Origin of the sequence: Streptomyces sp. ITFR-6 (assembly GCF_031844725.1) — a bacterium.
Taxonomy (GTDB): Bacteria; Actinomycetota; Actinomycetes; order Streptomycetales; family Streptomycetaceae; genus Streptomyces.
This window is the reverse complement of sequence record NZ_CP134612.1, coordinates 4,705,330-4,727,391: the sequence shown is the minus strand read 5'-3', so window position 1 is coordinate 4,727,391 and position 22,062 is coordinate 4,705,330. Positions and strand designations below refer to the sequence as shown.

At 72.0% G+C, this 22,062-nt stretch carries 19 protein-coding genes and 1 pseudogene; 7 read left to right on the top strand and 13 right to left on the bottom strand.

Going from position 1 to position 22,062, the window contains the following annotated elements; translation table 11 throughout:
• Positions 1–97: 97 nt before the first annotated feature.
• The 5 genes from RLT59_RS21420 to RLT59_RS21400 are packed head-to-tail and all read right to left on the bottom strand — an operon-like array spanning position 98 to position 5,649.
• The gene (locus RLT59_RS21420; RefSeq protein WP_311304884.1) at positions 98–895 is read right to left on the bottom strand and encodes a type III pantothenate kinase; all 798 of its coding nucleotides are present in this window, start codon (positions 893–895) and stop codon (positions 98–100) included.
• Positions 895–1,929: a carboxylating nicotinate-nucleotide diphosphorylase gene (gene nadC / locus RLT59_RS21415; protein WP_311304883.1), complete on the bottom strand. Its 1,035-nt coding sequence runs from the start codon at positions 1,927–1,929 to the stop codon at positions 895–897. Before nadC ends, RLT59_RS21420 begins: the two co-directional genes overlap by 1 nt.
• Before the next feature lie 2 nt (positions 1,930–1,931).
• Entirely contained in the window at positions 1,932–3,668 is a 1,737-nt protein-coding gene (locus tag RLT59_RS21410) for an L-aspartate oxidase (RefSeq protein ID WP_311304882.1), read from the bottom strand.
• Positions 3,665–4,690 (bottom strand): pantoate--beta-alanine ligase, encoded by a 1,026-nt coding sequence (panC, locus tag RLT59_RS21405; protein ID WP_311304881.1) that lies wholly within the window; start codon positions 4,688–4,690, stop codon positions 3,665–3,667. Before panC ends, RLT59_RS21410 begins: the two co-directional genes overlap by 4 nt.
• Positions 4,687–5,649 (bottom strand): Rossmann-like and DUF2520 domain-containing protein, encoded by a 963-nt coding sequence (locus RLT59_RS21400; RefSeq protein WP_311304880.1) that lies wholly within the window; start codon positions 5,647–5,649, stop codon positions 4,687–4,689. Before RLT59_RS21400 ends, panC begins: the two co-directional genes overlap by 4 nt.
• A 211-nt stretch (positions 5,650–5,860) precedes the next feature.
• Between RLT59_RS21400 and RLT59_RS21395 the strand changes: the two genes are divergently transcribed.
• Together RLT59_RS21395 and RLT59_RS21390 are read left to right on the top strand one after the other, a co-directional pair.
• Positions 5,861–7,093, top strand: a complete 1,233-nt coding sequence (locus RLT59_RS21395; RefSeq protein ID WP_311304879.1) for a threonine aldolase family protein — start codon at positions 5,861–5,863, stop codon at positions 7,091–7,093.
• A gap of 80 nt (positions 7,094–7,173) precedes the next feature.
• Positions 7,174–8,286, top strand: a complete 1,113-nt coding sequence (locus tag RLT59_RS21390; RefSeq protein WP_311304878.1) for a DUF5937 family protein — start codon at positions 7,174–7,176, stop codon at positions 8,284–8,286.
• 18 nt (positions 8,287–8,304) lie between these two features.
• On the opposite strand, the gene RLT59_RS21385 is transcribed toward RLT59_RS21390, so the two are convergent.
• The 3 genes and pseudogenes from RLT59_RS21385 to RLT59_RS21375 all read right to left on the bottom strand — a co-directional run bounded on the left by RLT59_RS21385 (position 8,305) and on the right by RLT59_RS21375 (position 11,376).
• Complete coding sequence (locus RLT59_RS21385; RefSeq protein WP_311304877.1) at positions 8,305–8,976, bottom strand: response regulator; 672 nt, start codon at positions 8,974–8,976, stop codon at positions 8,305–8,307.
• A gap of 80 nt (positions 8,977–9,056) precedes the next feature.
• The gene (locus tag RLT59_RS21380) at positions 9,057–10,262 is read right to left on the bottom strand and encodes a sensor histidine kinase (RefSeq protein ID WP_311304876.1); all 1,206 of its coding nucleotides are present in this window, start codon (positions 10,260–10,262) and stop codon (positions 9,057–9,059) included.
• Between the two features lie 135 nt (positions 10,263–10,397).
• Positions 10,398–11,376 (bottom strand): annotated as a pseudogene (locus RLT59_RS21375) (RNA-guided endonuclease InsQ/TnpB family protein).
• A 91-nt stretch (positions 11,377–11,467) separates the two neighbouring features.
• Between RLT59_RS21375 and RLT59_RS21370 the strand changes: the two are divergent.
• Genes RLT59_RS21370 through RLT59_RS21360 form a run of 3 tightly spaced genes read left to right on the top strand, consistent with a single transcriptional unit; the run spans position 11,468 to position 13,856 of the window.
• Positions 11,468–11,626 carry an Arc family DNA-binding protein gene (locus tag RLT59_RS21370; protein ID WP_311304875.1) on the top strand — a complete coding sequence of 53 codons (159 nt, stop codon included), beginning with the start codon at positions 11,468–11,470 and terminating at the stop codon, positions 11,624–11,626.
• A 27-nt stretch (positions 11,627–11,653) separates the two neighbouring features.
• Positions 11,654–12,679 carry an SAM-dependent methyltransferase gene (locus RLT59_RS21365; RefSeq protein WP_311304874.1) on the top strand — a complete coding sequence of 342 codons (1,026 nt, stop codon included), beginning with the start codon at positions 11,654–11,656 and terminating at the stop codon, positions 12,677–12,679.
• A gap of 34 nt (positions 12,680–12,713) precedes the next feature.
• Positions 12,714–13,856, top strand: a complete 1,143-nt coding sequence (locus RLT59_RS21360) for an NADH-quinone oxidoreductase subunit D (protein ID WP_311304873.1) — start codon at positions 12,714–12,716, stop codon at positions 13,854–13,856.
• A 34-nt stretch (positions 13,857–13,890) separates the two neighbouring features.
• Here RLT59_RS21360 and RLT59_RS21355 read toward each other — a convergent pair whose 3' ends face one another.
• The 4 genes from RLT59_RS21355 to RLT59_RS21340 form a co-directional block, all read right to left on the bottom strand.
• Positions 13,891–14,982, bottom strand: coding sequence for a hypothetical protein (locus RLT59_RS21355; RefSeq protein ID WP_311304872.1), 1,092 nt, complete (start codon positions 14,980–14,982; stop codon positions 13,891–13,893).
• A 100-nt stretch (positions 14,983–15,082) separates the two neighbouring features.
• Entirely contained in the window at positions 15,083–16,060 is a 978-nt protein-coding gene (locus tag RLT59_RS21350) for an ABC transporter substrate-binding protein (RefSeq protein ID WP_311304871.1), read from the bottom strand.
• A 94-nt stretch (positions 16,061–16,154) separates the two neighbouring features.
• Positions 16,155–16,829 (bottom strand): ABC transporter permease, encoded by a 675-nt coding sequence (locus RLT59_RS21345; protein ID WP_311304870.1) that lies wholly within the window; start codon positions 16,827–16,829, stop codon positions 16,155–16,157.
• A 3-nt stretch (positions 16,830–16,832) separates the two neighbouring features.
• The gene (locus RLT59_RS21340; protein WP_311304869.1) at positions 16,833–17,546 is read right to left on the bottom strand and encodes an ABC transporter permease; all 714 of its coding nucleotides are present in this window, start codon (positions 17,544–17,546) and stop codon (positions 16,833–16,835) included.
• A gap of 131 nt (positions 17,547–17,677) precedes the next feature.
• Between RLT59_RS21340 and RLT59_RS21335 the strand changes: the two genes are divergently transcribed.
• Entirely contained in the window at positions 17,678–18,871 is a 1,194-nt protein-coding gene (locus RLT59_RS21335) for a betaine/proline/choline family ABC transporter ATP-binding protein (protein WP_311304868.1), read from the top strand.
• Between the two features lie 15 nt (positions 18,872–18,886).
• Here the strand turns inward: RLT59_RS21335 and RLT59_RS21330 are convergent, their stop codons facing one another.
• Positions 18,887–20,008 carry an alpha/beta hydrolase gene (locus RLT59_RS21330; RefSeq protein ID WP_311304867.1) on the bottom strand — a complete coding sequence of 374 codons (1,122 nt, stop codon included), beginning with the start codon at positions 20,006–20,008 and terminating at the stop codon, positions 18,887–18,889.
• Between the two features lie 139 nt (positions 20,009–20,147).
• Here RLT59_RS21330 and RLT59_RS21325 point away from each other — a divergent pair, with 139 nt between their 5' ends.
• Positions 20,148–21,989 carry a phosphatidylglycerol lysyltransferase domain-containing protein gene (locus tag RLT59_RS21325; protein ID WP_311304866.1) on the top strand — a complete coding sequence of 614 codons (1,842 nt, stop codon included), beginning with the start codon at positions 20,148–20,150 and terminating at the stop codon, positions 21,987–21,989.
• The last annotated feature ends 73 nt before the right edge of the window (positions 21,990–22,062 follow it).

Sequence of the window (22,062 nt, the reverse complement as noted above, 5' to 3'; positions counted from 1 at the left end):
GACAATACGTGCTAAATGGACAAAATCCGTTTAACTGGCCGTGCGGCGGCGCGGCGGCCGGGCGGGCCGCCGCGCCGGAACAGCGCCGGTCACGGACCTACTGGCGCGACACGTTCCGCTCGTACACCAGGCGCAGGCCGATGAGCGTGAGCCAGGGCTCGTGCTCGTCGATGACGGAGGACTCGCCCAGCACCATCGGCGCGAGGCCGCCCGTCGCGATGACGGTGACGTCGTCGGGGTCGGCCGCCAGTTCCTTCTTCATCCGCCCGACGACCCCGTCGACCTGGCCCGCGAAGCCGTAGATGATGCCCGCCTGCATGGCCTCGACGGTGTTCTTGCCGATCACGCTGCGCGGCCGGGCCAGCTCGATCTTGCGCAGCTGCGCGCCCTTGACGCCGAGCGCCTCGACCGAGATCTCGATGCCGGGCGCGATGACGCCGCCGGTGTACTCGCCCCGGGCGGAGACCGCGTCGAACGTGGTGGCCGTGCCGAAGTCGACGACGATCGCCGGACCGCCGTACAGATCGACCGCGGCGACCGCGTTGATGATGCGGTCCGCGCCGACCTCCTTCGGGTTGTCCATCAGGATCGGCACGCCGGTCTTGATGCCCGGCTCGACGAGGACGGCGGGGACGTCGCCGTAGTAGCGGCGGGTCACCTCGCGCAGCTCGTGCAGGACGGCCGGGACGGTGGAGCAGATGGCGATGCCCTCGATCCCGTCGCCCAGCTCCATGCCCAGCAGCGGGTGCATGCCCATCAGGCCCTGGAGCAGTACCGCCAGCTCGTCCGCCGTGCGGCGGGCGTCGGTGGAGATCCGCCAGTGCTCGACGATCTCCTCGCCGTCGAACAGGCCGAGCACGGTGTGGGTGTTTCCGACATCGATGGTGAGCAGCATCAGGCGCCGGCCCCGTCGGTGTCGCGGAAGTCCAGGCCGATGTCGAGGATCGGCGCGGAGTGGGTGAGCGCGCCGACGGCCAGGTAGTCCACCCCGGCCTCGGCGTAGGCGCGGGCGGAGTCGAGCGCCAGCCGGCCGGAGGACTCCAGGACCGCGCGGCCGCCCACGAGCGCGACGGCCTCCGCCGTCTGCGTGGGGGTGAAGTTGTCCAGCAGGATCAGATCGGCGCCCGCCTCCAGCACCTCGATGACCTGCTGCATCGTGTCGACCTCGACCTCGATCGCGAGGTCCGGGAACTCGTCCCTGACCCGCTTGAAGGCCTCGGCCACCCCGCCCGCCGCGATGACGTGATTGTCCTTGACGAGCGCGGCGTCGGACAGCGACATGCGGTGGTTGACCCCGCCGCCGCAGCGCACCGCGTACTTCTCCAGGGCGCGCAGGCCAGGAGTCGTCTTGCGGGTGTCCCGGACCTTGGCCTTGGTGCCTTCCAGGACGTCGGCCCAGGCGCGGGTGGCGGTGGCGATGCCGGAGAGCCGGCAGAGCAGGTTGAGCGCGCCGCGTTCGCCGGTGAGCAGGTCGCGGGTGCGGGTGGTGACGGTCAGCAGCTTCTGGCCCGGGACGACGCGGTCGCCGTCCAGGACGTGCCGCTCGACCTCGAACGCGGACGTGCAGACGATGGACAGGACCGCCTCGGCCACATGGAGACCGGACACCACGCCCGCCTCCCGTGCGGTGAAGTCACCGGTCGCCACGGCGTCCTCGGGGACGGTGGCCACGGTCGTGACGTCCACCCCGCCGTCGAGGTCCTCCGCGATGGCGACATGCGCGACGTCCTCGACCTGGACCGGGTCGAGACCGGCGTCCGCGAGGAGCTGGGCGAGCGCGGGGTCGAGCCCGCACTCGTCGCCGTAGCCGTCGTCCCCGCCGCAGCCGCAGCCGTCGCCGCAGCCGCCCGCGGCAGGTGCGGGCGCGCTGATCTGGATCAGCGGTACGTCCACGGGTGTGGGGCGCGGATTCTCTTCGGGCGTGCTCACGGTTACGGCTCCTCGGGAGTGGGGTGGGTGGTGCTTGCTGCTGCGGTGTCCGCTGCCCCGGCCGCGGCGACGGGGCCGAACGCCTCGGTATCCGTCGTGCGGAGGGTCAGCTGCCGGTCGGGGGTGAGCCGGACGACGAGGTGGCGGCGCCAGTTCTCGTCGTCGCGCTCGGGCCGGTCCTCGCGCCAGTGGCAGCCGCGGGTCTCCTCGCGCTGCCGGGCGGCGGCGACCAGCACCCGGGAGACCAGGAGCAGGTTGGTGGCCTCCCAGGCCTCGACGCCGGGCTCGGCGTCCTTGGGCTCCGCGGCCCCGGCCTTCAGGAACGCGCTGCGGTGCAGGTCCTCCAGCTCCTCCGCGGCCCTGGCGAGGCTGTCGGCGGAACGCACGACGCCCGCGCCGCGGGTCATGATGCGCTGGATCGTGCTCCGGGCCTCTGCGGGCAGCAGCGGAGAGGGCGCGGAAAGGGTGCCGACCGCCTCGACGCCCGCGCGCGGGCGGTCCGCGACGATGTCCGCCGCGATGCGCTCGGCGAAGACGAGGCCTTCCAGCAGCGAGTTGGACGCCAGCCGGTTCGCACCGTGCACCCCGGTGCAGGCGACCTCGCCGCAGGCGTACAGGCCGGGCACGGTCGTCCGTCCCCGCAGGTCGGTTCGGACGCCGCCGGAGGCGTGGTGCGCGGCCGGGGCGACCGGGACCGGCTCGGTGACCGGGTCGATGCCGTGGGCGCGGCAGGCCGCCAGGATGGTCGGGAAGTGCTGCTCCCACATCTCGGCGCCGAAGTGGCGGGCGTCGAGATACATGTGCTCGGTGCCGTGCAGCTGCATCTGGCGGGTGATGGCCTTGGCGACGATGTCGCGCGGGGCGAGCTCCGCCATCTCGTGCTGCCCGAGCATGAAGCGGGTGCCGTGCGCGTCGACGAGGTGGGCGCCCTCGCCGCGTACCGCCTCGGAGACCAGGGGCTGCTGGCCCTCCGCACCGGAGCCGAGGAAGAGCACGGTCGGGTGGAACTGGACGAATTCGAGGTCCGAGACCTCCGCGCCGGCCCGCAGCGCGAGTGCCACGCCGTCGCCGGTGGCGACCGGCGGGTTGGTGGTGGCTGAGAAGACCTGGCCCATGCCGCCGGTGGCGAGGATGACCGCGGGGGCGTTCACCGCGCCGACCCCGTCGTGCTGGCCCTCGCCCATGACGTGCAGGGTGACGCCTGCCGTCCGGCCCTCCGCGTCGGTGAGGAGGTCGAGCACGAGGGCGTTCTCGACGGTGTGCAGCGCGGCTTCGCGGACCGCCTCGACCAGGGCGCGGGAGATCTCCGCGCCCGTCGCGTCGCCGCCCGCGTGGGCGATGCGGCGGCGGTGGTGGCCGCCCTCGCGGCCCAGCGCGATGGTGCCGTCGTCCGCGGTGTCGAAGTGGGCGCCGGTACCGATCAGCCGGCGCACGGCGTCGGGGCCCTCGGTGACGAGGGTGCGGACCGCCGCCGCGTCGCACAGGCCGGCGCCCGCGACCAGGGTGTCGTCCAGGTGCTGTTCCGGGGTGTCGCCCTCCCCCAGGGCGGCCGCGACACCGCCCTGGGCCCAGCGGGTGGAGCCGTCGTCGAGGCGGGCCTTGGTGACGACGACGGTGGCGAGGCCTGCGGCGGCGCAGCGCAGTGCGGCGGTGAGGCCGGCCACGCCGGAGCCGACCACTACGACATCGGCGTCGATGGACCAGCCGGGGGCGGGTGCGGTCAGCCGTATTCCGGTCACGGGGTGGCTCCGAAGGTCAGCGGGATGTTGTCGATGAGGCGGGTGGCGCCCACCCGGGCGGCGACGGCGAGTACCGCCTCGCCCGATGTGCGGTCGTCGGGGACCTCGGTGAAGTCCGCCGGGTCCACGAGCGCCACGTAGTCCAGCGCGAGCGGGGGCTGTGCGGCCGCCGCGTCGTCCAGTACGGCGCGGGCGGCGGCGCGCACCGCGGCGGGTCCGCCGTCCGGAACGGCTCGGGCGACCGCCTGTGCGTCGGCGGCGAGCCGGGCCTCGCCGAGCCGGTTGAGCCCGGCGGCCCGGTCCTCGTTCGCCCTGTCGGCCAGCGCGCGGGCGTGCAGCGCCTGCTGGGCGGCGAGCCGGTCGCGGGCGGCGAACAGGGCCCGGGACAGGGCGAGGGCGGTGTGCCGCTCGTGCGCGTCCAGGAAGCGGTTGCGGCTGGAGAGCGCGAGGCCGTCGGCGTCCCGGGCCGTCTCGACCCCCACGATCTCCACGGGGAAGTTCAGATCGCGCACCATGCGGCGGATCAGCGCCAGCTGCTGGGCGTCCTTCTGTCCGTAGAACGCGAGGTCCGGGCGGGTGAGGTGGAGCAGCTTGGCGACGACGGTGAGCATCCCGTCGAAGTGCCCGGGGCGCGAGGCCCCTTCGAGCCGCTCGCCCATCGGGCCGGCCGAGATCCGGACCTGCGGTTCCCCGCCCGGGTAGACCTCGTCGCCGGAGGGCGCGAAGACCACGTCGCCGCCGGCCGCGCCCGCGAGCGCGAGATCGGCGTCGAGGGTGCGGGGGTAGCGGTCGAGGTCGGCCGCCTCCCCGAACTGGAGCGGGTTGACGAAGACGGTGACGACGACCTGCCCGGCCGGTCCGACGACCGCGCGCGCGTGCCGGATCAGCGAGGCGTGGCCTTCGTGCAGGGCGCCCATCGTCATCACGACGGCGCGCTCGGGCCGGGGGGCGCCGGGCGCTCCGGGGGCGTACGCGGCGAGTTCCGCGGCGGTGCGGAGCAAGGTGGCGGCGGGCTCGTTCATCGGGGCTCCTCCGGTCCGGTGCCGCTGCTGCGGCCGCCTTCGGTGCGGCCGTCCTCGGCCAGGACGCCGAGCAGGTCCTCGGCCAGTTCCGGCTTGAGCAAGCCGTGGGCGAGGGCGCGGTCGGCGGTGGCGCGGGCCATCGCGACGTATCCGGCCACCGCCTGCGGGGCGTGGGCGCGCAGCTCACCGATGTGCGCGGCGACCGTACCGGCGTCGCCTCTGGCGACCGGCCCGGTCAGGGCCGCGTCACCGGAGCGCAGGGCGTTGTCGAGCGCGGCGCCGAGCAGCGGGCCGAGCATCCGGTCGGGGGCGGCGACCCCGGCGGTGCGCAGCAGCTCCATCGACTGGGCGACGAGCGTCACCAGGTGGTTCGCGCCGAGGGCGAGGGCGGCGTGGTAGAGCGGGCGGGACTCCTCCGCGATCCACTCGGGTTCGCCGCCCATCTCGATGACGAGCGCCTCGGCCGCGAGCCTCAGCTGATCGGGGGCGGTGACGCCGAAGGAGCAGCCGGCCAGCCGCTGGACGTCCACGGAGGTGCCGGTGAACGTCATCGCCGGGTGCAGGGCGAGCGGCAGGGCGCCGGCCCGCAGCGCGGGATCCAGCACCTTGGTGCCGTACCGCCCGGAGGTGTGCACGATCAGCTGCCCCGGCCGGACCGCGCCGGTCTCGGCCAGGCCCTCGACGAGGCCGGGCAGGGCGTCGTCGGGGACGGTCAGCAGGACGAGCTCGGCGCGCGCGAGGACTTCGGCGGGCGTCACCAGGGGTACGTCGGGGAGCAGGGCGGCGGCGCGGGCCACCGAGGCGTCGGAGACGCCGGAGACGGCGACCGGGCGGTGTCCCGCGAGCCGCAGGGCCGCGGCCAGGGCGGGGCCGACCCGGCCGGCGCCTACGACACCGACGGTGAGACGGGCGGGGCGGTCCCTCGCGTCGAGGGGCTCCTTGGGGGCTGTTGCATTCACGCGGCGGTTGCCTTCCGTTCCAGTCCGCGGGGGGTACCGGACGATTTCCCTGCATGCTACGCCAGCGTTTCGTCCGGCTCCCGGCTGTCCACAGGCTGTGGGAAACCTCGCACCCCACGCGTGTCCGAGCGGACGGCGGAGCGAACCGCGACTCGAACCCGAGCTCGAATATCCCGTGGAGGGGAGCCCGGTTCTGCGTGATGATCGTCCCATGGCAGACACGAACGAGCAGGCCCGCGACGACACGGCGGACGAGACACCGGGCGCGGACGCGGCCCGGGACGCGGGCGACTACCCGCGCGGCCGCCGGATCGCCGCGTGGCAGCGGGCCGAGCGGACCCTCTGGCGGGCCCCGATGGACCGCTCGATCGGAGAGCAGCTGGCCGCGCTGACCGAGGACGCCGGCACGCTCACCGACCTCGGGCAGCCCGTGGACATCTACGGCTTCGGCGTGGTCGCCGAGCTGGAGCAGCGGATCGCCGAGGTGCTCGGCAAGGAGGCGGTCGCGTTCTTCCCGACCGGGACGATGGCACAGCAGGCCGCACTGCGTTCCTGGGCGGGCCGCACCGGCAACCCGACGGTGGCGCTCCACCCGCTCGCCCACCCCGAGATGTACGAGCGCGACGCGCTGTCCGTGGTGAGCGGGCTGCGTACCGTCCACCCGACGTCGGAGCCCCGGCTGCCCACGGCGGACGAGGTCCGCGACTTCGAGGAGCCGTTCGGCACCCTGATGCTGGAGCTCCCGCTGCGGGACGCGGGCTTCGTCCTGCCCACCTGGGAGGAGCTGGAGGCGGTGGTGGCGGCCGCCCGCGAACGCGATGCGGTGGTCCACTTCGACGGGGCGCGACTGTGGGAGTGCGCGACGCACTTCGGGCGGGAGCTGCCGGAGATCGCGGCGCTGGCGGACAGCGTGTACGTGTCGTTCTACAAGACCCTCGGCGGGATCTCGGGGGCCGCGCTCGCCGGTTCCGCCTCGCTGATCGAGGAGGCCCGCACCTGGCGGCACCGCTACGGCGGCCAGCTCTTCCAGCAGTTCCCGGCGGCGCTCTCCGCCCTGAGCGGCCTGGCGCGGGAGCTGCCGCAGCTGCCGTCGTACGTGGCGCGGGCCCAAATGGTGGCCGGGGCGCTGGCCGAGGGGCTCGCGGAGGCCGGTGCCGGATGGTTCCGGGTGCATCCCGAGCCGCCGCACACCCACCAGTTCCAGGTGTGGCTGCCGTACCCGCCAGAGGTCCTGACCCAGGCGTCGGTGCGGCTGGCGGAGGAGACGGGCACGGCGCTCTTCCGCATGTGGGTGCCGGCCGCCGCCGGGCCGCCCGGGATCTCCTTCACCGAGGTCTCGGTGACCGAATCGGGGCTGGACTGGACGGCCGCCGACGTGAAGACGGCCCTGGGCGGGTTCCTGGAGCGGGTTGCCGAACAGGACCGGCTCGCCCGGCAGCGCTGAGTCGCGCGGGTCCCGATTGACGCCGGCCGTCAATCGGGACCCGGCCCGGCCCGCTCACCCCGCACCATGGAGGGGTGAGCGTGACCATCGACATCACGGGGCTGGACCCCGGACGCATCGTCTTCGAGACCTCCCCCCTCGCGGAGCTGGGGCTCGCCCTGCACGCGCTCTCCGAGCCCGGCCACCACCCGGGGCTGCACGGCTGGGCGACGGCCACCACGACAGCCCTTGAGCCGGATCTCGCGGACCGGCTGCACGAGGCGGACTTCCTGTGGCGGAACACCTTCTCCGACGTCTTCATGCCGTTCGCCGGGGTCCGCGGCGGCGACGGCAGGACGGGCGCCGACCTCGCGGACGACCTGGACATCCTGGACCGGCTGGACGACGAGCGCTTCGTCGCCGCGGCCCTGGAATTCACCTGCGCCAGCCAGTACGGGGCCGGCGCCCCCTCCCCGCTCGTCGATGCCGGGATGCGCGCCCGCGCCCTGGACATGGCGGCGACGCGCGGCCCGCAGCAGGTGGAGTTCACCCAGCGGCTGCTGGCCGACCCCGCCTCCGTACGACGCTGGGTGCGGCGCCTCTTCGAGGACTGCGACCAGGCGTTCTTCGCGGACACCTGGCGGCGGACCCGGGTCCAGCTGGTGGCCGACGCCCGGCACAAGACGGATCTGCTGCGCCACAAGGGCATCGGTGAGGCGCTGGGCGCGGTGTCCACCGCGGTGTCTCTGGACGCGTCCGGGGACCGGATCAGCGTCGACAAGCTGACCGAGGGCGCGACCGACGCCACCGACCCGGCCGTCGGCCCCGGGCTCACCCTCATCCCGACCAGCCTCGGCTGGCCGCACCTGACGGTGCTGCACGCGCCGGGCTGGCGTCCGGTGATCCACTACCCGGTGCACCGGCCGGAGCTGCCCTCGCCCGCCTCCGTCGAGCTGCTCCAGCTGAGGATGGAGGCGCTGGCCCACCCGATGCGGATGCGGCTGTGCCGCAACATCGCCCGCTCCCCGTACACGACCGGGGAGCTCGCGGACACGAACGGCATCACCTCCCCCGAGGTCTCCCGCCATCTCACGGTGCTCAAGAAAGCCGGTCTGATCACGACCCGGCGGCGCGGCCGGTACGTACTGCACCAGCTGGACCTGACGGTGGTGGCACGGCTCGGCAGCGACTTCCTGGAGGGCATCCTGCGCTGAGCGCCACGCGGCAGCGGGTCAGTGGCCGCCGCCGGCGCGCACCAGTCCGGTCTCGTAGGCGAGGACGACGACCTGCACCCGGTCGCGCAGGCCGAGCTTGGTCAGGATGCGGCCGACGTGCGTCTTCACGGTGGCCTCGGAGAGCACCAGCCGCGCGGCGATCTCGCCGTTCGACAGGCCCTGCGCCACCAGCAGCATCACCTCGCGCTCCCGTTCGGTGAGCTTGGCGATGTCCTTGTGGCGCGGCTCCGCCGTACTGCTCGGCAGCATCGGTGAGAAGCGGTCGAGCAGCCGGCGGGTGGTGGACGGGGCGACGACCGCGTCGCCGCTGTGCACGGAACGGATCGCGGCGAGCAGTTCGCCCGGCGGCACGTCCTTGAGCATGAAGCCGCTGGCCCCGGCCTTCAGCCCGGAGAACGCGTACTCGTCGAGGTCGAACGTCGTCAGGATGAGCACCTTGGGCGCGCCCGGCTCCGCGCAGATCCGGCGGGTGGCCTCGACGCCGTCCAGCCTCGGCATCCGCACGTCCATCAGCACGACGTCGACCGAGGTCGTCCGCAGGTTCTCGATCGCCTCCGCGCCGTCACCGGCCTCCGCGACGACCTCCATGTCCGGCTGCGCGGCCAGCACCATCCGGAAGCCGGTGCGCAGCAGCATCTGGTCGTCGACGAGCATCACGCGGATCGCCATGGGGATCACTGTCTCCTGTTTCGTCCTGCGGTCGGTCGTGGGTCGTCGGTCGGGTTCGTCCGTGGGTTCCGTGGGGCGGTTCAGCTGGCCGGCTTGAGCGGCAGCAGCGCGCTGATCCGGAATCCGCCGCCGGGGCGCGGCCCGGCGTCCAGCGTGCCGCCGACCATGCCGACCCGCTCGCGCATGCCGATCATCCCGTGGCCCGCGCCGTCGGCTCCGCCGTCCTCGTACAGCTCGTGCGCGGCTCCCCGGCCGTCGTCCTCCACCAGCAGGCCGAGCCCGTCGTCGAAGTAGACCAGCCGCACGCTGGCCCCGGCGTTCGGACCGCCGTGCTTGCGGGTGTTGGTCAGCGCCTCCTGCACGATGCGGTACGCGGTCAGCTCGACGCCGCTGGGCAGCGGGCGCGGGGTGCCCTCGATCTTGAAGTCGACGGCCAGACCGGACTGGACGACCTGGTCGACCAGGTCCTCGATCTGCTGGACGTCGGGCTGCGGAACGTACTCCCCGCTCTCCCGCGCGTCCCCGGTCCGCAGCACACCGAGCAGCCGCCGCATCTCCGCCAGGGCCTGCCTGCCGGTGCTGGAGATGGTCTCCAGCGCCTGCCGGGCCTGGTCGGGGGCCGCTTCCATGACATAGGCGGCGCCGTCGGCCTGCACCACCATCACCGAGACGTTGTGCGCGACGACATCGTGGAGCTCGCGGGCGATACGGGCCCGCTCCGCGGCCACCGCGACCTTCGACTGCGCCTCCCGCTCCCGCTCCAGCCGGGCGGCACGCTCCTCCAGCTGGTCGAAGTAGGCCCGCCGGGTCCGCATCGAGTCGCCCAGCACCCAGGCGAGCACGAAGGGCACCGTCATCACGATGACGATGAACAGCTTCTGCGCCCAGCTGCCCGGGTCCTCGTTCGGCCAGCGGAGCTGGGAAAGGCCCGCCGCGCAGAGACTGCACGTCAGCGCGAGCCGGGAGGCCCAGCGCTCGCCGACCGTGGCCACCGTGAACGTGATCACCAGCATGGCGAAGTTCGCCGTGGTCGGTCTGACCCCGAAGATCAGCTGGGCGACGCCCATCGCGATGGCGAGCAGCAGCATCTTCTCCGGCGCGCGGCGGCGCAGTGCGACGACGACGCTGAGACCGACGACGACCGGCACCACGGCGAAGCGTTCACCGCCTCCCCGCCCGGCACCGCCCGCCACAATGGTCATGCCGGAGATCCCGAGAAGGAAGACAGCCCAGAAGCTGTCGACGCCCGTCGGGTGTCTGCGGATGAAATCGTAGAGGCGCTGCACGTAACCCAGCGTAGGGACAGCCGACAGGTGGGTGGGTCAGCCAAAGGGCCGATCCGGGTCCGGAGACCGTACTCCCCAAGGTGGAGACTTGGATATTTGACATCCTCCTCCAGCAGAAGCAGGGGGATTCCTGGCTCAGGCTGCCTGCGGGAGCAGCGCTCCCGCAGGACTTCCGCCATCAGCACCAGCCGGGTTGAGACCAGCCCGTACGAGCATCACGCGGGCGGAGTTCTTGTCCCGGGGGGACACGGCTCCGCACGCGTGCACGCGTAGGTTCGTTCGGAGAGGGGAAGTGCGTGCTTGATTCTCGCACCGCACTGTGCGCAGTCCATCGTGGTGTGGGCCGGGTGCACCAAGTGCACGATGCGGCCGTGCTTGCGGGCCATCTCGACCAGCGCGGTCCTGGTCGTGCCGATCGCGGCGTCGGCGGCCTTACGGGCCATCGTCGACCTCGCGAGGAACTTGGGGCGGAAGTCCTCGACGGCGAGCCGGTCAAAGTCGCGCACGACCGCCTTGGCCCACTTGCGGCCGGTGTCCTGGCGCTGCCTGGCGACCTTCTTGTGGACCTCGGCCGCCGCGCGGGACGCGGTCCGGTAGCCCTTCGATGCGGCCTTCCCGCGCGCGGGCTTCCGCCTCGCCATCTGCTTCTGGTAACGGGCCAGCCTCGCGGCGGCACTCTTCCCGTGCTGCGGGTGGGGAAGGTCGTGGCTGTCGCTGGTGGTGATGGCGGTCTCCTTGACGCCCCAGTCGATACCGATCACGCGGCCGGTCCCCGGCAGCGGTTCGATGACCGTGGCGACGACGAACGAGGCGTACCAGTGCCCGAGGCTGTCCCGGTACACACGCACGCTGGTGGGGTCGGCGGGCAGGCCGCGGGACCACACCACGCTCAGGGCAATGCCGCCCGCGAGGTACAGACGCCCGTCCTTGAGGCGGAACCCGCGCCGGGTGTAGTTCATCGAGGGCAGCGCGTCGCGCTTGATGCGGGGCATTCCGGCGCGCTGACGCATCGGCAGTTCGGCCTTGATGTCCTTCAGGGCTTTGGCGCGGGACTTGCCGAATCGCGGACGGTCTGCTGCTGCGGGACAGAGGAACCCTCACGCAGCCACCCCACCGCCTGCCCGGCTCCTCACCCGCTTCTTACCGCGTCGCCATGGTGTCATTCTACCACGAGGTGAACGTCGGGAAACCACTACTCTGGAGTCATGGATGAGGACAAGCGCATCACACTCCGTCTGCCCGCCGATCTCCACGGGTGGCTGGCCGCTCAGGCCAAGTCCGCCCGCCGGTCCCTCAATTCCGAGATCGTCTACCGCCTGGAGGTCGAGCGCGCCGCCGTCGTGGCGGACGCGGAATCGCGCTGAAGGGTGGGGCGTCCTCGGAGGAATCAGGTGAAGGATGAGTGGCGCGGGTGGCAGGAGGCGGCAGAGACCGCCTTGTACGGGGACGGGGGGTTCTACCGGAGCCCCGAAGGCCCGGCGGGTCATTTCCGTACCTCGGTGCACGCTTCCGGGCTGTTCGCCTCGGCCGTCGCACGGCTGCTGGTCAGGACGGCGGACGAGCTCGGGACCGGTTCGGTGGACCTGGTGGACCTGGGGGCGGGGCGCGGAGAGCTGTTGACGGGGGTGCTCGCCGCGCTCCCGGCGCAGGGCGGCGGCGGACTCGCGGTACGGGCGTACGCCGTGGAGCTGGCCGCGCGCCCCGACGGTCTGGACCCTCGGGTGGAGTGGCGCGCCGAGCCCCCGCGGGGCGTGCGCGGGCTGCTGTTCGCCAACGAGTGGCTGGACAACGTGGTGACGCCGGTGGCCGAGACGGATGAGGACGGCGTCCGCCGCTACGTCCTGGTCCGCCCCTCGGACGGTACGGAGCGGCTGGGCGATCCGGTGAGCGGGGCCGACGCCCGGTGGCTGGAGGACTGGTGGCCGCCGGCCGGTCCGGGCAGCCGGGCCGAGATCGGCCGCCCGCGCGACGAGACGTGGGCGCGTGCGGTGGCCACCTTGAGCGCCGGGCTCGCGGTGGCGGTGGACTACAGCCACGTACGGGAGGCCCGGCCGCACCTCGGCACGCTGACCGGCTTCCGGGCGGGGCGCGAGGTGCGTCCGGTGCCGGACGGCAGCTGCGACCTCACCTCGCACGTGGCGCTGGACGCGTGCGCGGCGGCGGGCGGCCGGGGCGCGGAGATCCGCACCCAGCGCGAGGCGCTGCGGGAGCTGGGCGTCAGCGGTGAACGCCCGCCGCTGTCCCTCGCGTCGAGCGACCCGGCCGCATACGTGCGGGCGCTGGCCGCCGCGGGCGAGGCCGCGGAGCTGACGGCGCGGGGCGGCCTGGGCGACTTCGGCTGGCTGACCCAACGGGTGCCCCACCCCTCGGGGGCGCTGCCCCCGGACCCCCGCTCCTCAATCGCCGGAGGGGCTTGATTCGGCCCGCGCCCCCGCAGGGAATACTGGCCCCATGACGGAGACGACAGTCGGCATCGGCGGCGCGGCGGAAAGCACCGACATGGTGCTCAACATCGGCCCGCAGCACCCCTCCACGCACGGAGTGCTCCGACTGCGGATCGTGCTGGACGGCGAACGCATCCAGCACGCGGAACCGGTCATCGGCTACATGCACCGGGGCGCGGAGAAGCTCTTCGAGGCCCGCGACTACCGGCAGATCATCATGCTCGCCAACCGCCACGACTGGCTGTCGGCGTTCTCCAACGAGCTGGGCGTCGTGATGGCCGTCGAGCGGATGCTCGGCATGGAGGTCCCGGAGCGCGCGGTCTGGACCCGCACCCTGCTGGCCGAGCTGAACCGGGTCCTGAACCACCTGATGTTCCTCGGCTCGTACCCGCTGGAACTCGGCGGGATCACCCCGGTGTTCTACGCGTTCCGGGAGCGCGAGGAGCTCCAGGCCGTGATGGAGGAGGTCTCCGGCGGCCGGATGCACTACATGTTCAACCGGGTCGGCGGCCTCAAGGAGGACCTCCCGGCGGGCTGGCTCGGCCGGGCCAGGGACGCGGTCGCCTCCGTCCGGTCCCGGATGGACGTCTACGACAAGCTGGTGCTCGGCAACGAGATCTTCCGGGGCCGTACCCGCGGAGTCGGCGTGCTGTCGGCGCGGGCCGTGCACGCGTACGGGGTGTCCGGGCCGATCGCCCGCGCCTCCGGCGTCGATTTCGACCTGCGGCGGGACGAGCCGTATCTCGCGTACGGGGAGCTCCAGGACACCCTGAAGGTCGTCACCCGCACCGAGGGCGACTGCCTGGCCCGGTTCGAATGCCTGCTGGACCAGACGCACAACGCCCTGGACCTGGCGGACGCCTGCCTGGACCGGATGGCGGACCTGGCACCCGGTCCGATCAACCAGCGGCTGCCCAAGGTGCTCAAGGCCCCCGAGGGCCACACCTACGCCTGGACCGAGAACCCGCTCGGCGTCAACGGCTACTACCTGGTGTCCAAGGGCGAGAAGACCCCGTACCGGCTGAAGCTCCGCTCGGCGTCGTTCAACAACATCCAGGCGCTCACCGAGCTGCTGCCCGGCACGCTCGTCGCAGACATGGTGGCGATTCTCGGTTCGCTGTTCTTCGTCGTCGGGGACATCGACAAGTAGCCCGGTCCGCGCGGCGGGAGGCCTGCCCCCGCCGCTACGAGATCGCGCTGCGCAGCTCCGCCACGTCCAGCTGCTCGGTCTCGTCGTGCGCGGTCAGGTCGATGACCTTGCCGACGGCCCGGTTCTCGGTCGCGCCGGTGCGGTGCGCGGCGAGCGCCTCCTCACCCACCACATCGGCGAGATCCTCGTTCTGCACGGACTCGATCGCGGCGTGCGCCTTCTGCGTACCGAAGAAGTCGAAGCTGCCCTGCGGGACCAGGTGGCGGCGGGCCGCGGCGTACGGGACGACCGAGGCGGCGGCCGGGACGGCGCGCCGCTCCGGCAGTGCCTGGGCCGGTGGTTCCTGGGCCGGCCTCGTCTGGGACGGCGGTGACTGGGGCGCCAGTTCCTGGGCCGACCGGGGCGACGCGGGCAGGGCGGCCGCGGGGCGGCGGTGCTGCTCGTCGCCCGTCGGGGCGCCGGTGAGCGCGGCTGCCGCGTGCTTCCCCTGCCGTTCCTCCGCCTCCCGGGCGCGCTCCGCGAGATCGCGCTTCCTGGCCTGCTCCGCGGTGCGCCGGGCCTCCTGGAGCGCGCGGTTGCGCGAGAGGTCCTCCAACGCCTGGGCGGCGCGCAGATATCCGGCCGGGGTCGGGGTGCTGCGCGCGGCGGGCAGTTCGCGGGGCGGCGGCGCGGCCGCCTTCAGGGCGAGCTGCCGGCGGCTCTCCAGCACGCTGGCGCGCTCGGTCTCGGCGTTGGCGTACCGCCGCAGCAGCGCGGCGTGCTCGCCACGGAGCCCGGCGAGCTCGACGCGCTTGCGGCGCAGCTTCGTCTCCAGCCGGGCGCGCAGCTCGCGCGACTCGTCGAGATCGGCCTCGATCTCCGCGATGCGTTCCTCGGCCCGCCACTCGTCGCCCGCGCGGGCGCGCGTCAGCTCCGCGACGCGACGGCCCGCCTCCCGGTCCCAGCTGCGCATCAGATACGCGCCGGTGAGGGCGGCGGCCGCGCAGGCGGCGACGAGGGCGCGCAGGACCAGGGGCTCGGCGAGCAGCCAGGCTCCCGCGGCACAGAGAACCGAGGCTCCGGCCACGACCGAAGGCGGAAGGATTCTGTGCAGAGGTGGCGAATGACGATGGCGTCCACGTGGCATGGCCTGAAATTTACCGTGCATACGGCCTGCTTGGGGGGCCGCCCGGCAATCTGTTCCCCGCCGGTTACCTGACGGCCCCCGAAACACCCTCCCGAGGCGCCTACTTCTTGATCGAACCTTTGGACTGGAGGTATTCCTTGGCCGCGTCCTCGGGCTTGGCGCGCTCCGCGTCGACCTTGCGGTTCAGTTCCGCCAGGTCCTCTGTGGTGAGTGTGTCGGTGAGCTTCCCGAGCGCGCCGGCGATGTCCTCACCGCCCGCGTCCTTCGCATTGACGACCGGAAGTACGTTGTCCGCGTTCTGCAGCTTCTTGTCGTCCTCCAGGAAAACCAGGCCGTAGCTGTCCAGCACCGCGTCCGTGGTGGTGGACAGGACCAGCTGGTCCTTGCCGTCCTTGACCGCCTGCTTGGACTGCGGGGTGCCCACTCCCTTGGGGTCGATGCCGGTCACATCGATGCCGTACGTCTTCTTCAGACCGGGTGCGCAGAACGCCCGCACCTCGCACTCGTCACCGGCCGCGATCTTCACCTTGACCTTGGAGGCGCCGAGATCCGAAAGGGTCTTCAGCTTGTTCTCCGTGGCGAATTCCTTGGTGACCGCGAAGGCGTTCTGGTCGATCGCCTTGCCGGGCGGCAGGACCTTGAGTCCGCGAGGGGTCGCGAGCTTCTCCAGGGCGGCGACGGTGGCGTCGGTGTCGCCGGAGGCGAGCGGCTTCTCCTCGGCCGCCTTCGCCCCGTTCACCTTGGCGTTGAGGAATTCGGTGATCGTCGCCGCGTATTCGGGTACGACGTCGATCTCGCCCTTCTCCAGGGAGGGTTCGTACAGTTCACGGTTCTTCACCGTGGTGACCGAGGTGCTGTATCCGGCGTCGGCCAGGATCTGCGCGTACAGCTCCGCGAGCACCTTGGACTCGGTGAAGGCGGCGGCGCCGACGACGAGCGAGCCCTTCTTCCCGGAGCCGTCGCCACCGGCCGGGGCGCCGTTGTCCTTCTCCAGGCTGTCACCGCCGCAGGCGGCGAGCGAGCCCGCCAGCGCGACCATGCCGATGACCGCGCCGGCTATGCGCGAGGTCTTGCTCATGTTGGTTCTCCGTCCACGGCAACAGGGCCGTATGCGATATGCGGTGTATGCGGTACGTGCGGTTTGCGAGGGGGGTTACGGGAGCGGGCCGGGCTCACGCCGTCCGGCGGCGGCGCAGCGGTGACAGCAGCCGGTCGAGGGCGACCAGCACCGACTCCACCAGCAGGGCGAGCACGGCGACCAGCAGGGCCCCCGCGACCACCTGCGGGGTGTTGTACGTGTTGAAGCCGGCGGTGATGATCCGGCCGAGGCCGCCCTGACCGACCATCGCGGCGATCGTCGCCGTGGCCACCACCTGGACGGCGGCCGAACGCAGCCCGGTCATGATCATCGGGTAGGCCAGCGGGAGCTCGACGCGGACGAAGAGCTGGCCGCCCGACATGCCCATCCCGCGCGCGGCCTCCGTCACCGAACGGTCCACCCCGGTCATCCCGACGTAGGCGTTGGTCAGCAGCGGCGGCACGGCGAACAGCACCAGGGCGATGACGGTCGGCAGGTATCCGGTGTTGCGCAGCGGCGAGACCATGAAGAGCGCCAGCACCGCGAAGACCGGGACCGCCCGGCCCACGTTGGAGATGTTGACGGCCAGCGCGCCGCCCTTCCCGATGTGTCCGAGGTACAGCGCGACGGGCAGCGCTATGGCGCAGGCCAGGGCGAGCGCCACGCCGCTGACGTACAGGTGCTCACCGAGCCGGTGGCTCACCCCGCTCTCCCCCGACCAGTTGGCGCCGGTGGTGAGCCAGGTCCAGGCCTCGCCGAGAACTCCCATGGGTCAGACCGCCTTCGCCGTACCGGCCGCGTCCACGGCTCCGCGGGATTTCGATATGCGCGTCCACGGCGTCAGCAGCCGCTGCACGCAGAGCAGCAGCAGGTCCGCGACGACCGCGAGCAGTACGCAGAGCACCGAGGCGGCCAGCACCTGGGCCTTGAAGAAGCTCGGCAGCGCGTCGTCGATGAGGTTGCCGAGACCGCCCCGGCCGACGATCGAACCGATGGTCGTCAGCGCGATCGTGGAGACCGTGGCAATGCGTATCCCGGCCATCAGCGCGGGCATCGCGAGCGGCAGCTCCACCTCCCACAGCAGCCGTGCGGGCCCGTACCCCATGCCACGCGCGGCCTCCTTCGCCTCCTCGGGGACCGCCTCCAGGCCCGCCAGGATGTTCCGCACGAGAATGGTCAGCGAATACAGCACCAGTCCGGTGACGACCAGCGCCGCGGAGAGCCCGAAGAGCGGCAGCAGCAGCGAGAACATCGCGAGCGACGGCACGGTGTAGAGCACCGTGGTCAGCCCGAGCACCGGTCCGGCGAAGCGCCGGCTGCGGCGGGCGAGCAGGGCCAGCGGGAATGCCACGGCGACCCCGATCGCCACCGAGACCGCGGTGATCCAGATGTGCTGGACGGTGGCATCGGTCAACTCCTGACTGCGGGAACGGAGATACTCCCCGCAGATCCAGTCGTTCGTCACCAGGCAGTTCTGTGCGGCCATCTTGTCCCCCACCTCCCGATCGCCCACTCGTACTGATGTCCGGCGAGCCTATCCTCGACCACTGACAATCACGGAAGCCGTTGTATTCCAGCAACATGTCCTTCACAAAACACGCGCCACAATGGGGAACCATGATCCGTTTCGAGCACGTCACCAAGCGGTATGCGGACGGCACGACCGCCGTCGACGACCTTTCCTTCGAGGTCGCCGAGGGTGAACTCGTCACGCTCGTCGGGCCATCGGGGTGTGGCAAGACGACCACCATGAAGATGGTGAACCGGCTGATCGAACCGACCGAGGGCCGGATATTCCTCGACGGGGACGACATATCGGCCATCGACCCCGTCCAACTGAGGCGCCGTATCGGCTACGTGATCCAGCAGGTAGGGCTGTTCCCGCACCGGACGATCCTCGAAAACACCGCTACCGTGCCCCATCTTCTGGGCTGGAAACGCGGAAAGGGACGCGAACGCGCCGCCGAACTCCTCGATCTGGTCGGACTCGATCCCTCCGTTTATGGCGACCGATATCCGGAACAGCTGTCCGGCGGTCAGCGCCAACGCGTGGGCGTGGCAAGGGCGCTGGCGGCCGATCCGCCGGTACTGCTGATGGACGAGCCTTTCGGCGCGGTCGACCCGGTCGTCCGGGAACGGCTGCAGAACGAATTCCTCAAGCTTCAGGCGCAGGTCCGCAAGACGGTGCTGTTCGTCACGCACGACATCGAGGAGGCGGTCCGCCTCGGGGACCGTATCGCCGTCTACGGGCAGGGCTCGATCGAGCAGTTCGACTCACCGGCCACCGTGCTCGGCGCCCCCGCCACCGGATATGTCGCGGACTTCGTCGGCGCCGACCGGGGGCTCAAGCGGCTCTCCGTCACCCCCATCGAGGAGAGCGACCTCGACCAGCCGCCGGTCGTCCACCTCGACGACACGCTGGCCACGGCGACCGAACGGCTGCGCGCGGAGGGCGCACGCTGGGCCGTCGTACTGGACGGTGACGACCATCTGCACGGCTGGATCCCGGCCGGTGACGCGCTCACCGCCACCCAGGGCACGATCCGCGAGCACGCCCGCCGGATGGAGGCCTGGCTGCCCGTCGGCGCCCCGCTCAAGCAGGCCTTCGCCACCATGCTCCAGCACGACGCCGGCTGGATCGCCGTCATCGACGAGAACAGCGCGGGCCGGTTCCTCGGCGTGCTCACCCCGGCCCGCCTCCACGAGGCGCTGCGCCGCTCGATCGACGCGGACGACCGGGCCGTGCCGCGCGCGGAGGTGGCCGTGGAGAGCGTCGCGAGCGTGTCCGGCGGGGCGGGCGCGGCCTCCTGAGGGTGCGGCGCCGGCTCAGTTCTCGCTGAGCCGGCTGCTCAGCCACTCCAGGGCGGCGGGGATCTCCCGGCGCCAGGTGTTGAAGTTGTGCCCGCCGCTGCCGAGCACGATCGAGGAGGCCTGCGCCGGCGATTTCACCTTTGCCAGGAACTTCTTCGTATCCGCGTAGTTCTCCTCGCCGTGGCGGGAGGTCGTCACCAGGAAGGACGAGTCGGGCATCGGCCGGTGGTCCAGGGTCCACAGCAGGTCCGCCCGCTCACGCTCCGACTGATCGCCGTGGAAGAGGTCGCCGGTCGTCGGGTCCTCCGCCGCCTTGTAGTACGCGGAGAGCCCCGCGCTCGCCGCGAACCGGTCCGGGTGGTGCAGCCCGATCTTCAGCGCGCAGTAGCCGCCGGTCGAATTGCCGATGATGCCCCAGTTGCGGGCGCGCTGACCCACCCGGTAGGCGGCGGAGACCGCGCGCGGCAGATCCCGCGCGAAGAACGTCTCGGTCTGCGGGCCGTTCTTTATGTCCACGCACTCGGTGTCCCGGGGCGGTGCCACCGTCGGCCGCAGCATCACCAGGATCATCGGCTGCGACCGTCCGGCCTTCACCTGATCGAGTGCCGTACGCGGGTAGCGCAGCCCCTTGAGGAGGTTCTCCGAAGTGCCCGGGTAGCCCGTGAGCACCACCACCGCGGGGAACTTGCGCCGGGCGTACGCCTCCTGGAAGTACTCCGGCGGCAGGTACACGTACGCCGAGCTCTCGATCCCGGAGTGCCGCCCCGCGATCACCACCTTGTCGATCCGGCCGCCCCTGGTGGCCAGCGAACCGCCCGGCACGTCGGGCCGCTGCGTCCCCACCCGGACGATGTTCTTCGCGGCCAGGGTCCCGGCGGCGTGGTCGGTGATCACGCCCAGATCCTGCTTCTGGCCGAACAGGTCCGCCCAGGAGCCGTAGAAGAGGAACGAGTTGTTGGCCATCAGGCCGACCGAGGCGAAGACCGCCACCTGGGTCGCCAGGAGCAGGCCGACCCTGCCGAACACCATCGGGACACTGCGCCGGGCGAACCTCGGCCAGAGCCAGATCGTGACAGCGAACAGCACGACGGCCAGCGCGATCGCCAGGATCAGCACTGCCTTGCCGGTAAGGCCCATGACGATTGAACTTTCTGTCTGGAAATTTCCCGGATACGAGTGAACCCTCCGCCCGGAAGGCTCGTCCTAGAGGTCGCACAGCGTCCGCCGGACTCCGGCCGACGTACTCCACAAATCTCTCGCGGAACCACGGGAAGCGATGTCTGTCACGCTAGATGGGGATAAATCGGGATCGGTTCCGAATAGCGCACGCAAGTTCGTGCGCGGACCGCGACCCGAAACCGTACCGGTGCTCGTCGGCACCGCCTGCACCGTAGTCGGCCTGATCGACGTCGCCGCCGGGGTCTTCCCCCGCTTCCGCCACAGCAGGATGCACACCCTCGCCGAAGTTTTGCCCGGCGCCCTCGGCCCCTTCGCCGCAGCGCTCTCGCTGAGCGCCGGCGTCCTGCTGCTGCTCCTGGCCCACGGCCTCAAGCGGCACAAACGACGGGCCTGGCGGGCGGCCGTCGTGCTGCTCCCGGCCGGTGCGCTGTCCCAGTTCCTCTACCGGCACTCGGTGCTGGGCGCGGTCGTCTCCCTGACGCTCTGCTATCTGCTGGTACGCCACCGGAGTGAGTTCGCGGCCCTCCCCGACCCGCGCAGCCGCTGGCGGGCCCTGGCCAACTTCGTCCTGCTCGGCGCGGGTTCGCTCGGCCTCGGCCTGGTCATCGTCAGCGTCCACCCCGGCCGGCTGGTCGGGAACCCCAGCATCGCCGACCGGCTCCAGCACGTGCTGTACGGCCTGTTCGGCTTCGAGGGCCCGGTCGAGTACGCCGGTGTCACCTCCTGGACCGTGGGCTACTCGCTCGGCGCGCTCGGCCTGCTGACCGCCGTCACCACCATCTACTTGGCGTTCCGCCCCGAACACCCCGCCGCCCGCCTCACCGAGGACGACGAGGCCCGGCTGCGCGCGCTGCTGGACCGGCACGGCCGCCGCGACTCGCTCGGCCACTTCGCGCTCCGCCGCGACAAGGCCGTGGTGTTCTCCCCCAGCGGCAAGGCCGCCGTCTGCTACCGCGTGGTCTCCGGGGTGATGCTGGCCAGCGGCGACCCGATCGGTGACGTGGAGGCCTGGCCCGGCGCCATCGAACGGTTCATGGACGAGGCCAGAGCCCACTCCTGGACCCCGGCCGTGATGGGCTGCGGCGAGACCGGCGGCGAGGTCTGGACCCGCGAGACCGGACTCGACGCCCTCGAACTCGGGGACGAGGCGGTGGTGGATGTCGCGGATTTCTCCCTCGCCGGACGGGCGATGCGCAACGTACGCCAGATGGTGAAGCGCATCGAGCGCGGCGGCTACGAGACCCGCGTCCGGCGCGTGGCTGACATCGGTGAGGCCGAGCTCGCCCGCATCCGCCGGGCCGCCGCCGACTGGCGCGGCACCGACAACGAGCGCGGCTTCTCCATGGCCCTGGGCCGGATCGGTGACGGCGCCGACGGGGACTGCTTCGTCGCCACCGCCCACAAGGCCGACGAACAGAGCGCCGAATCCCCGTACGGCGACCTGAAGGCGGTGCTCCACTTCGTCCCCTGGGGCACCGACGGCATGTCCCTGGACCTCATGCGCCGCGACCGCGCCGCGGACCCGGGGATGAACGAACTGCTGATCGTCGCCTCCCTCCAGGCCGCGCCCCGGCTCGGGATCACCCGCGTCTCGCTGAACTTCGCGATGTTCCGCTCCGCGCTCGCCCGCGGCGAGAAGCTGGGCGCGGGACCGGTGCTGCGCGTCTGGCGCGGCCTGCTGATCTTCCTGTCGCGCTGGTTCCAGATCGAGTCGCTGTACAAGTTCAACGCCAAGTTCCGGCCCCGCTGGGAGCCCCGGTTCGTCGTCTACCGCACCGCCCGCGACCTGCCCCGGATCTCGCTGGCCGCGATGCAGGCCGAGGGCTTCGTCAGCTTCGCACTGCCCCGTCCACTGGCCCGCCGCCTGCCCTCCGGCGAGCGGCGGCCCTGCGCGCACACCCGGCCCTCCGCACCGGAGCAGGGCGTCCACGCGGCGTGAGGGGTCCCGTCACGGCCTAGGCTGGTCGTATGAGTACGTTGCGTGGACGAGGCACGGTCCAGGGCCTGCCGGA